General features: G+C 35.5%; 10 protein-coding genes and 2 pseudogenes. 9 read left to right on the top strand and 3 right to left on the bottom strand.

Features of this window, described 5'->3' with window-relative positions; all coding sequences use genetic code 11:
- The first annotated feature begins 8 nt into the window (after positions 1 to 8).
- Positions 9 to 881 (top strand): LysR family transcriptional regulator, encoded by an 873-nt coding sequence (locus NST14_RS15725; protein ID WP_048556953.1) that lies wholly within the window; start codon positions 9 to 11, stop codon positions 879 to 881.
- Positions 882 to 1,072: 191 nt separating this feature from the next.
- Here NST14_RS15725 and NST14_RS15720 read toward each other — a convergent pair whose 3' ends face one another.
- On the bottom strand, positions 1,073 to 2,503 hold the full coding sequence (locus NST14_RS15720; RefSeq protein WP_001055915.1) for an IS4-like element ISBce2 family transposase: 1,431 nt from the start codon (positions 2,501 to 2,503) through the stop codon (positions 1,073 to 1,075).
- Positions 2,504 to 2,975: 472 nt separating this feature from the next.
- On the opposite strand from NST14_RS15720, the gene NST14_RS15715 reads away from it, so the two are divergent.
- Both NST14_RS15715 and NST14_RS15710 read left to right on the top strand, forming a co-directional pair.
- Positions 2,976 to 3,347, top strand: a complete 372-nt coding sequence (locus NST14_RS15715) for a hypothetical protein (RefSeq protein ID WP_157408159.1) — start codon at positions 2,976 to 2,978, stop codon at positions 3,345 to 3,347.
- A gap of 98 nt (positions 3,348 to 3,445) precedes the next feature.
- A pseudogene (locus NST14_RS15710) lies at positions 3,446 to 3,745 on the top strand (alpha/beta hydrolase); the annotation flags it as partial.
- Positions 3,746 to 3,848: 103 nt separating this feature from the next.
- On the opposite strand, the gene NST14_RS15705 reads toward NST14_RS15710, so the two are convergent.
- A complete protein-coding gene (locus tag NST14_RS15705) occupies positions 3,849 to 3,968 on the bottom strand; it encodes an acyl dehydratase (RefSeq protein WP_074541039.1) in 120 nt (39 codons plus the stop codon).
- A 119-nt stretch (positions 3,969 to 4,087) separates the two neighbouring features.
- On the opposite strand from NST14_RS15705, the gene NST14_RS15700 reads away from it, so the two are divergent.
- The 6 genes and pseudogenes from NST14_RS15700 (at position 4,088) to NST14_RS15675 (ending at position 9,407) form a co-directional block, all read left to right on the top strand.
- Positions 4,088 to 4,474, top strand: a complete 387-nt coding sequence (locus NST14_RS15700) for a general stress protein (RefSeq protein WP_000549420.1) — start codon at positions 4,088 to 4,090, stop codon at positions 4,472 to 4,474.
- 75 nt (positions 4,475 to 4,549) lie between these two features.
- Positions 4,550 to 4,942: a hypothetical protein gene (locus NST14_RS15695; protein ID WP_000683204.1), complete on the top strand. Its 393-nt coding sequence runs from the start codon at positions 4,550 to 4,552 to the stop codon at positions 4,940 to 4,942.
- Positions 4,943 to 4,977: 35 nt separating this feature from the next.
- Entirely contained in the window at positions 4,978 to 6,003 is a 1,026-nt protein-coding gene (locus NST14_RS15690) for a ParM/StbA family protein (protein WP_000839467.1), read from the top strand.
- Positions 6,004 to 6,459: 456 nt separating this feature from the next.
- Positions 6,460 to 7,410 carry a magnesium transporter CorA family protein gene (locus NST14_RS15685; RefSeq protein WP_000388894.1) on the top strand — a complete coding sequence of 317 codons (951 nt, stop codon included), beginning with the start codon at positions 6,460 to 6,462 and terminating at the stop codon, positions 7,408 to 7,410.
- A gap of 460 nt (positions 7,411 to 7,870) precedes the next feature.
- A pseudogene (locus tag NST14_RS15680) lies at positions 7,871 to 8,303 on the top strand (MarR family winged helix-turn-helix transcriptional regulator).
- Between the two features lie 225 nt (positions 8,304 to 8,528).
- Positions 8,529 to 9,407, top strand: coding sequence for a LysR family transcriptional regulator (locus NST14_RS15675; RefSeq protein WP_061402447.1), 879 nt, complete (start codon positions 8,529 to 8,531; stop codon positions 9,405 to 9,407).
- Positions 9,408 to 9,716: 309 nt separating this feature from the next.
- Here NST14_RS15675 and NST14_RS15670 read toward each other — a convergent pair whose 3' ends face one another.
- Positions 9,717 to 11,552 carry an amidohydrolase gene (locus tag NST14_RS15670; RefSeq protein WP_163257965.1) on the bottom strand — a complete coding sequence of 612 codons (1,836 nt, stop codon included), beginning with the start codon at positions 11,550 to 11,552 and terminating at the stop codon, positions 9,717 to 9,719.
- Positions 11,553 to 11,554: the final 2 nt, after the last annotated feature.

Here is an 11,554-nt window from a genome sequence, read left to right as displayed (position 1 = left end):
GAGAATCGATGAGTCTGACTAAGTTAGAAATCTTTCTGAAGACGGTTGAAATGGGGAACTTATCAAGAGCGGCCGAAGCACTGAATTTGACTCAGTCAGGTGTCAGCCATGCGATTAGAAGTCTTGAATTGGAGTATGGTTTTCAATTGTTACTCCGGAATAAAACAGGTGTTCGATTAACGGAAAATGGTGAGCGTGTTTTAACGCATGTTCGTGAAGTAGTAAATCATAATGAGCGATTAAAGCAAACTGTTGCAGATATTAATGGCATAGTGGCAGGAACTTTGCGCATTGGTACCTTTACAAGCGTGTCTATCCACTGGCTGCCTACAATCATCCATCGCTTTCGCTTGGAGCATCCTCGAATTGAAATCAAATTAATGGAAGGTGATTATGGAATGATTGAAACGTGGATTCAACAAGGGGTGATTGACTTAGGTTTTATGTCACTACCATCATCGGGCCATCTAGAATCTATTCCACTAAGAAAAGATCGAATGTTATGCATCCTTCCTAAAAATCACTCATTAAGTAAACAATCCATAATTCAGTATGATCAGCTCGAGAAAGAGCCTTTTATTATGCCTGCTTCTTCATGCGGTTACGATGTTAGGAAAGTATTAGAAGCGGCTAGGGTTCAGCTCGATATCCAATTCGAAACCGGTGATGATCATGTGATTGTCGCGATGGTGGAGAACGGGCTGGGAATCAGTGTCATGTCTGAACTCGCATTACAAGGACAAAGCGAAAATGTTACGATTGTGGAGTTGGAAGATAAACCTGTACGATCACTTGGGCTGTCACTTACTTCAATTAAACACGCATTACCAGCAACAAAACGGTTTATCGAATATACTCAAAAATGGTTAGATGGTGATTGAATATATCGGCAATCAAAACAAAATCAACAGTCAATGATTTTCAGGCCATATAGGGGTAGCTCCACACATCCATCAACTTAACGTATATTTTTATATAAAATGCGGTCTTTCCACGTAGTTTTTTATTATCTTTTATAGATGTTATAAAAGTAGGCACATCAAATAAACCCTGACGGGTTTCAAATTTTTCGCTATGCTACCTGATGGGCAGAAGTGGTATACTCATACACAACACCTAAAATATCAAAGACTGTTTTTTTCTCATATCTGTGAGATTTTCGTCCGTTTCGCTGTAGGAGGTTAAACAGACGAAGGAGAATCTTTGATAATTCTTGGGTGTTTTTATGTAGTGCTTGATGAAAAAGTAAGAAATAATCTTTAATTATGTACATCGCTTTATATTCACTTAGTTCTTTCTGTTTCTTACGTAACAGGAGTTCTCTCATTTTAAACATAGTAGAAGAACATAATAGGATACTAATGAGTTGTCCATAAAGGTGGCATTCTAATCGCTCTTGTTTAATAGATTTACAACGATGAATTCGAAACCAAGATTTCCATATTTTAAATAACAGCTCAATTTGCCAACGCAGTGAATATAAATCATAGATTTTCTCTTTCGGTACCCATTCCGTAGGAATGTTTGTCATATATACCGTAATTCCTTGTAAAAGTTTCGTACGCTCTGTATATGTAATCCCTTTTTTCTTTTCACGAATAGCTCGATCATGTAGACGTTTCTGTTTTTGCTCCTCTGTACATCTATAAACCACAATGCGAGTGGGTAGTTTGTCTTTGCTCCCTACATATACATCATGTAATTCATACACTTGGCCAGGTTGTAATTGGTTCATGATGTCTTCCAAATGAATTTGTATATATACCGGTCTCAATTGAGCAGGTTTTGTTTTAAATACCACTGTTTCGAATTCTTTTCTATATATTTTAGTTGGTAATTTAAGACGCGATAAATAATACCCTTCCTTATCTTGGATCGATTTAAAGTCTTGTAAACGAAAATACCCTAAGTCACGAATATATAGTTCATTCTTTTGTGTCATGTCCATTCGAGTCGCCCCATATGCCTGATCACTTCGTTTTCCTGGTTCAATTTTCACATCAGAAAACTCTCCGCTCAACAAGTCATACTCTAATTGAATTTTCACACCAGCTGTATGACTACAGCCTCCGGCACCAGGATAAGTAGCTGCGAATCGATCTGGAACTTGAAAGGTTGTAGAATCAAGGATGCGAATCCGCTTAAAGTAAGCAGAAAGAGAATGAGAAATTGTAGATGATCCTCCAATTTTAGCTTGTAGAAGTGTAGTAAATACATTTCGAAAGAAGGCTACAGAAGCCGAGTTAAATCGTCGATTCAGTCCCTCAGGACTTAATAAAATTCCTGTTGAAGTTTCTAATTGACTACAAAGTTGAGTAAGAGAGGTTGTAGCGATTTGTTGATTTAACCATACACACAAAGATAAAAAATGGTGCCCATGGCACTTACGTTTTCGTTTCATTCCACCTGCTTCTATAGCTAATTGATTAAGTGTAGCGGGAGACATATATCGATATAACTCTTCGGCAAATAAAGACAGCTCTTGTTTTTGATGCATATTCATAAAAAGCACGTCACCCTTTCTCATTAACATAAGAGAATAGTAACGTGCTTTTAAGTTTAAGAATAGTCTAAATCCTTAAGTTGATGGATGTGGGGTAGCTCCACATACCCATCAACCTAAGAATCCAGAATTACCCCAAAACGAAAAAATGAGCTTTTTGTTACAAGTTAGCACAAATTTTCATTCTGGTGGGTACTATAAAATTTTAGCTTGATGGCGATGGGTTATAATCATAATAATGTAAGTAAATAGTTTTTTTGCGATACTTCAATAGTGAAGTATCGTTTTTCTTTGTATAACTAAAGCCCAACTATAGAGCTTAGATTTGCAATAATAAATGTTTTTTCATTAGATAATTACTTTACCAAGAATCGGGATGTTTGCGGATACATTTATTTTTGGGATACATAATTATATTTAGAGAATACCCAGTTACAGTATTTGAACTTTTAATAAGAAGGGATGCGAAGGAATGAACTCACAGAGACAAGGCTATGCAGGCTGGTGGCAAGGCGGACACGGTGGTTGGCCGGGTGGACACGGCGGTTGGCAAGGTGGACACGGCGGTTGGCAAGGTGGACACGGTGGTTGGCCGGGTGGACACGGCGGTTGGCAAGGTGGACACGGTGGTTGGCAAGGCGGACACGGTGGTTGGCAAGGCGGACACGGTGGTTGGCAAGGTGGACACGGTGGTTGGCAAGGTGGACACGGTGGTTGGCAAGGTGGACACGGTGGTTGGCAAGGTGGACATGGTGGCTGGCAAGGTGGACATGGTGGTTGGCCGGGCGGACACGGTGGTTGGCAAGGCGGACATGGTGGCTGGCAAGGTGGACATGGATATTAAAAAGGTACTATAAAATCATTTTTTTATGCAAAGTTTGTATATTTTCATTTGTATAGTAAGGATATAATGAAAACAGCAAAAAAATTCTGTGAAGTAAGGATTCTATCCGTAAAATGAAAGCAGTGGAAATGTCAAAAGAACAAAAGACACCGCTTTTTATTATTCAAGGAGAACGAGACTATCAAGTTCAATCGAAAATCGAAATCCCTCTTTGGAAAGAACAACTAAAAGAACGAGGTAACGTTGATTATCGACTATATCCAAAGTTAAATCCCTTATTTACAGAAGGTTATGAAGAAATAAGTAAAACGGATGAATATTATAATTCTGCTAATATCCCTGAGTATGTTATAAATGATATTACTGCTTGGGTGCAAGGAAGACTGCAATTAAATTAGCAACCATATGTTTTAATAAAGACTTTCTTTCTGCGATTAAAATAGAAACATTACTATTAGGTTATATATTTTTTTAAAACACTCTTTGAAAAGGAGTGTTTTTTTATTTTTCCAAATAGAAATTTTCTATAAAATAAAGGGCTTGCCTTCCAAACAAATCGTTATTTGTAACACTGCTATCAAAGGAAAGTGCTCGTGACATCTCGTTAATATTGAAAAACATTAATAACTTATTGTGTGAAGTTTTTTGAAAATTTAGGTTTAACATCTTTAAAATAGGTGTATTACATATTACATAACAACTAAATAAGAAAATAAAAAATCTAAAGGAGGAAAAATACAATGCATAAGAATGAAAGAAAACCGGTGGTTCATGAATATGATAATGAACATGAAGTAGTTATGAAAGTAAAAGAGCTAGAATTACAAGGGATTCACCAAGATGACATTTACGTCTTAACACATGAAAAACATCTAACAAAAAAGATTGCGGATGATACAAATATAAATACGATTGGAGTAAAAGAACAAGGATTGGGCACAAGTATTATCAACTTTTTCTCCAAAAAAGGGGACGAACTCCGAAATCAAATGGAGGAAATGGGGTTGTCGAAGGAGGAAGCTAACTTATATGAAGAAAAACTAGATCAAGGGAGAATCTTACTCCTAGTAACAGCTGAAACACCAACGGCGAGTGATAGGCAACCGCAAAACTATTATTCTCTCTAATAGACTGCAATAGGTAAGGTAATTATTTTAGCTTGTAGCATGGAAGAAAATAAAAGTGGAGAAGGGTGAGAAAAAATGAAACATACAATATTTAAATACGCTATGATTGGGATTACGACTGGAGTTATAGTCTCCTTATTAAAAAAGGAAAATCGGAAAGCGATACAAACAAAAGGAAAAAGCGTAAAAGAAAAATTGCAAGAAGGAAACATAAAGGAAACATTGGAGAAGGTAACCGAAACAAGTAAACAATTCTCTGTAACTGCAGCTAATGTTGCAAAACAAACATTACCACAACTGCTTACAGCCACACCAGTTGTCATTTCTACCATTAAAGACTTAACAGAAAACGAAACGAACAAAAAGAAAACAGATGAAAAGGATAACGAAATAAATCAAAACAGTAAGGACATAGACGGAGAAAAAACGAAAAATGAAAAGAAATATATGAAAGAAGAGAGTGCTTAGATTTAATTCTAAAAAGAGAAAGTGAGGAAGAAAGTATGAAATCTCTGTATGCAATTGATGTAGGAATTGGTTTTACTAAGCGGGCATATCGACAGGATGTAGATTCTGAGGTGACGATTAAGAGTGAAGCTTCCACACTAGCCCCTGTACCTAATCATGATGAAAGTGAAGATTTAACAAAGGTAAGTTTTATAGATTTAGACTTTGCATACTACATGGGAAATGAAGCGCATCAATCTGACGCTTCATTGCTTCCTCCATTTGACGAAGAAATAGAAAATTATTATGAAAGCGAACGGTTTAAACAACAAATATTTGGTTGCATTGCAAAGGATTATAAAGAAAATGTCGTGTTACCTTTAGTTGTTACCGGGCTTCCTGTCACTTATTTTGGTAGTCAGCATGAGCAATTACAACGTGCACTAAAAAAAGAAACTTCTGTGCAAATTGATGGGAAATTTATTACTATTACGGTGGAAAATGCTTTAATTCTTCAGCAACCGGTCGCTTTACATGCCTATTTCTTAAAAGAGGGAATCATTCAGGAACAAGATCGTATCTTAATTATTGATGGTGGATTTCGTACATTAGAAATGACAGATATGAAACAGAATGTCATTTTAAATCATTATGAGACGGAACTAGGATGTAGCAAGCCTTTGAAAAATATTAAGAATATCGTGCAGAATCATGCGGGTGAAAGTAATCAATTGCATATTAACGATATGCCAAACATATTAGAAAAAGGATATGGAGGTCGAGAAGAAGATCCTCAGACAAGTCAGGTTCATACTTTGATTCAAAAAGAGTTGGATGCACACTTCCAAGACGTTATGCGTGTATTACAAGAACAATTTAAGTTAGACCAGTATGACACTATTATTTGGACAGGAGGAATAGTAGATCTCCACAAAAAACGAATTGAAAAAATACAAGGTGAAATTTCTTCTTTCCGTATGGTAGACGCTTCGAAAGAGGCTGCACTTCATGGATACTACATGATTGGAAGTCAAGTATTTGACGACATCACCAATCAATCTGTATATGAATCTAAATTATAATAACGACCAAAATGGAGTTCGTTGAATAGACGTGCCCAATTATGTAGCTTCTTTTCCATATATAAAAAATGCTTTATAAGAAAAGATAAAAAGTGCTTGTATAGAGGAAATGTTTAAATTTGAGAATAAAAATAGCTAATATATAGGGGGTCTTCCTTTTAATAGAATAAGACCTCCTATGCCATTTATCCCACTTTAATGGGCAGTAAGACCCCCACCTCAAAATTCTGCGAAAGCAAAGAATTTAGGTGGGGGTCGGGCTCCCATAAAAGTCCGATTGGTTCAACTAATAATCAGTGGGGGATGAAGAAAACCCCCACTGATTAAAGTTTCACTTTATTTTGTAATTTAGTTGATCTAAAAACTTTTCCTCCAAGACATGAATACCTACATACAAATTTCATATTACGGATATGATTCGATCAAACATAAAACTGTTCAGAAAGGAAGAATAATATGGAATGCATAAAAATGCCGAAATGGAGTTGGTATCATGTGAAAACTAGTGAGCTTGAAAAACTTTCTTCTATAATTCCTCGTGATGTAACATCTTATTTCTCTCAATTTATAAAGAAAATAAGTTCTCCTTGTGAAAATGGATTATATGTTTATACGTTATCATCAAGTCAAACTTGTGTATATGGTTCGTTTTTATTTGATCAAGATAAAAAGGACGCCAAAATTCAAAAATTTCTTCATTATTTCGTAGCTCATGGAATACTCATAACGGTCCAGGAAAAAGAGGAAGAGGATTTCCAAAAATTAATACATAATTCCTCTTTTAGTGTGAAAAATTGTAATAGTTCCGCTGAAGGATTATGTGCTATCTTATCAATCTTTATATCTCACTACTTGCGAAAGGTTGACTATTTCGAAAACAATTTTAGGAATGTATTATGGGATTTTTATCATCATAATAACATAGCAGTTTTAGAAAGAATTTATCATATTCGTCATGAACTATTTATGAACACACATGTGTTTCGCTTAATACAAGAAGTGTTACAAGGCCTGAAAGAAGCTTGGTTAGAAAACTTAACAAACACTCTTTGTTATAAGCAAACAAACGTAAAATTAGAGCGTGGATTACAACTTGTTAAAGAGTACCAAGAAGAATTGGACACGATGATTCATTTACAAGAAGTTGTTTCTTCACATCGTGGGAATGAGATTATGAAAGCTCTTACTGTATTAACTGCTGTAAGTACGCCTTTGACGGCCTTAGGAGCATTGTGGGGGATGAATTTTAAATATATGCCTGAACTAGAATGGAAATATAGCTATTTAATTGCTCTCTTATTTATTATTTTCACAACAGGTGGTATGTATTTGTATATGAGAGTGAAAGGATGGACAGGTGACTTATTACGAGTAAAGAAAAAGAAATCCTTTTTTAAATCTAATTAATCTTGTTTATAAAAAATGTGATAGATATGTGGTTAGTAATATTATTAATTGAGGTAGTATCATATCCCCATCAAGTTAAAGTTTTGATGTCCCTGCAATGATAAAAATGGTGAATATTTATTATGAAAGATTAGAGCTCCCTTCTTGTAGGAGAGCTCTAATCTTTGTTTAAAAACTATATCATATACATGGGGGGTAGACTCATTATCTGAAATTTGTCCGGATCCAATTTAGAATATGGCAAAAGAGAACTTGCGATTAAAAACAAGCTCTCTTTAAAAGAAATAACGTAATTGAGATACTTATATAGTAACAATTGTTGTCTTCTAATTCCATATGTCTTATGTTGAGAAATAAATTATAAGTGGCTTGATAAAGCTAAAACGAATGATTGACATAATATTTTGACGATAATATAATAAATCTCGAATTCAAGATAATTTGTAAAGGATTGGTAATTATGAGCGTGATTAACGATGAGAGCTTATCTTTAAAGTTATTTGTTATATTATCAAGGGAATTACAGCCAATCACTAAACGTATTGAAAAGGATCAAAAAAATTTATGGACTTAATCCAACTGAATTTGCAGTGCTTGAGCTACTATACCGTAAAGCTGATCAGCCTATAAAAAAATGGGGGACAAAATATTACTTGCAAGTAGTAGTATCACGTATGTAGTGGATAGGTTGGAAAAGAAGAGGTGAAACCATGTTCTAAAGACCGCCGTGTCACGTATGCATCAATTACTTCAGAAAGTATTGAATTGGTGACACTAATTTTTCCTCAGCATAAAGAGGGGATTCGGAAAATATTTGGTAGTTTGGACTATATTGAGAAAAAATGATAATGAAACAGTTGAAAAAGTTAGGATATTACGCACAGAAATTGTAAGTTTTTAGAGGTTATTTCTGTTTAGTAATATCCTAATTAAATATAAATTAAATAAATAGGAGGGAAAATTAATAAATAGTAGTAAATGTATTGTAGTATAAAATAAAGAAATTATGTAATTGCAATTGATATAGTAGGAAAGATAGTTGTTATGCATAACGTATACATATTGTCCTTTTCATTATAAATCTTTCATAAAGCGGAGAGTGGGAGTGGGTATCAAGAATGGAATTACGTCATTTAGAGTACTTTATTCAAGTTTGTAATAATAATAGCTTTACTAAAGCTGCGGAAGTTCTAGGTATTTCACAGCCGACTTTAAGTCAACAAATCCGTGTGTTAGAAGGTGAACTTGATACACCTTTGTTTCATCGAGTTGGAAGAGGTATCAAAATGACAGAAGCGGGTAAGCTGCTATTTGATAAAGGAAAATTTATCATGCAACAATTTGATGACGTTTATAATGAAATTTTTGAATTAAAGGGTGTAAAAAGAGGTGTGATTACTATAGGAGGTTTATTAGAGGATCTCACTTATTTAACACCTTATATTATGAAGTTTCAACAACATTATCCGAACATCGTTGTAAAAATTATAGAGTCCGAAGTTGCGGTAAATCAAATCGTTGACAAAAATATTGATATAGGGATTACACGTAGTGCTCAAATTCCAGACACATTAACAAGCACCCTTTTGTATAGCGAAGAGCTTGTCCTTGTCATTCCAAAAAATCATCCTTTGAATGAAACATCATTTGTTTCTTTTCGAGAATTAGTAGGACTGAGTAGAATAATGGTTGCATGTAGTTGTCGTGAATCTATTAAAATATATTGTGAGAGTTTAGGGTTATCTTTATCTGAAGCAAATATAGAAACAAAATCTTCTATTTCTCTATTGAGCCTTGTATATAATGGGCATGGGGTTGCCATAATACCTCTTTCACTAGTTGACTTTGTTAATAATGATACTTTGAGCATAGTTCGTATTATTGATCCGACACCAAGGCAAGATATTAATCTTATTCACTTTGATGATAAATTTTTAAGTTTTGCAGCACGTATCTTTATGCAGAAGTTAAATGAACCTGAAAAGGTATTAGTATAATAATGATTATAGTGTGAGAATTAAAAATGATACATAATTCTTAGGATAAGACCTAAATTACAGTCAAAGGGCTAGTAGATTTATAGGTGTGGTGTAGTCGCTTCAAAAGGGAATATCATGGGCTTTTACTTAAGGGAAAAAGGGCAGACTTTGCAAGGAGAGAAGGCTGTTAAAAACAAGTCAATTTAATCAATTAACTCTTCGGTCTTATCGCATAGTAATAGATTCCATTAGGGATATACTGCTATTTCTTTCTACATATCCTTATTGCATAAAGAAAACCACCGGCATTATACCGGTGGTTTTGACTTAGAAAGCAAAGCAAGTACAACCAATACCCCATTTAGTTCCATCTTTTCCTATTACGGTATGAGTGTGTTGATGGAGAGGGTTACTGCAACTATGTAACTTGTTATCATGGGAATTTTGAGAAAGTATAGTGTGGGCTAGGTTAGCACCACCGTAACCATAAACTCCCGTCGGTGACCAATCAGGTGATGCTGGGGGCAATTCAGGTGATAAATTTTTAAATTCATCATTTCCATAAACAACCTGCCCACCCATAATTGTGAGTAATGATTCAAGGTTCTTGATTTCTTCTTCTGACACAGTAAAGTAGTCAGCAGACAATACAGCGATATCAGCAAATTGACCTACTGCAAGGGTTCCTTTTTTACTTTCATCACCAGAGAACCATGCACTTCCTTTTGAATATAATTCCAGGGCTACTTTTCTATCAAGTTTATTTTTTTCATCGTATATGGAAAGCCCACCAATGGTTTTTCCGGCAACCATCCAGTAAAGAGCGACCCAAGGGTTATAACTGGAAACCCTAGTTGCATCACTACCAGCGCCAACAGGTATACCTAGGTCTAACATACGATAAATTGGAGGAGTACGCTTTGCAGCTTCCTTTCCGTATAAATCAACAAAGTATTCACCTTGAAAAGCCATGCGGTCTTGGATGGCAATACCGCCATTTAAAGCCTTAACACGTTCCATACTACGATCTGAGATTGTTTCTGCATGGTCAAACCACCATCGTAGACCATTAAAAGGAATTTCTTTGTTGACTTCCTCAAATACATTTAAGAAACGTGTTATTGATTCGTCATAAGTTGCATGTAAACGGAATGGCCAACGGTTTTCCACCAATAAAGAAATTACTTTCTTTAAGTCAGCTTCCATCATCGTAGCTAGTTCGGGCCGTGGCATTTGAAATTTTTCAAAATCGGCTGCCGAGAATACTAACATTTCTCCGGCACCATTCATTTTATACTTATCATTTCCTTGACCTGGAGAAACAATTTTTGCCCATGAAGCAAAGTCTTCATATTCATGATTAGGATTTTGCGTAAATAGATTATAAGCAATACGCAAAGTTAATTGTTCCTTCTCGGCTAAATGTTCAACAACTTTGTAGTCGTCAGGATAATTTTGGAAACCGCCACCTGCGTCAATGGCACTTGTAATACCTAATCTATTTAATTCGCGCATAAAATGGCGAGTTGAGTTAATCTGATCGTCAAAATTAAGTATGGGAGCTTTACCCAAACTTGAATAAAGAATAGAAGCGTTAGGATTCGCAATTAAAAGGCCCGTTGGATTCCCTCGTTTATCTCGCTCAATTAAACAACCTGGAGGATCTGGGGTATCTTTTGTGTATCCCAGTGCACGAAGCCCTGCACGATTTACAAGTGCTCTATCGTAAAGATGTAGCACAAAGACAGGTGTGTCTTCAGAAACAGCATTAATCTCTTCCAAAGTTGGCATCCGTCTCTCTTTAAATTGAAATTCAGACCAACCTCCAACTACTCTTACCCACTGAGGAGCAGGAGTACGCCTTGCCTGCTCTTTGAGCATTTCGAGAGCAATGGTAATTGAAGGCACACCTTCCCATCGTAATTCCATATTATAATGAAGACCGCCACGAATAACGTGTATATGAGAGTCATTCAGGCCTGGAATAGCTCTTTTTCTTTTAAGGTCTATTTTTTTTGTTTTTTCTGTGGCACTATTAAGAAGCTCATCTCCACCTACTGCAGTTATTAAACCATCAGTTATGGCGATAGCAGATACCTCAGGTTGAGAGGGATCAAGAGTAGTGATTTTTCCGTTATATAAAATCATATCCGGTACATTCATAT

The sequence above is a fragment of the Bacillus sp. FSL W8-0519 genome (assembly GCF_038005585.1).
GTDB classification, from domain to species: Bacteria; Bacillota; Bacilli; order Bacillales; family Bacillaceae_G; genus Bacillus_A; species Bacillus_A paranthracis.
Note: the sequence above shows the minus strand (reverse complement) of the source record. Positions and strands in the feature narration are given on the sequence as shown.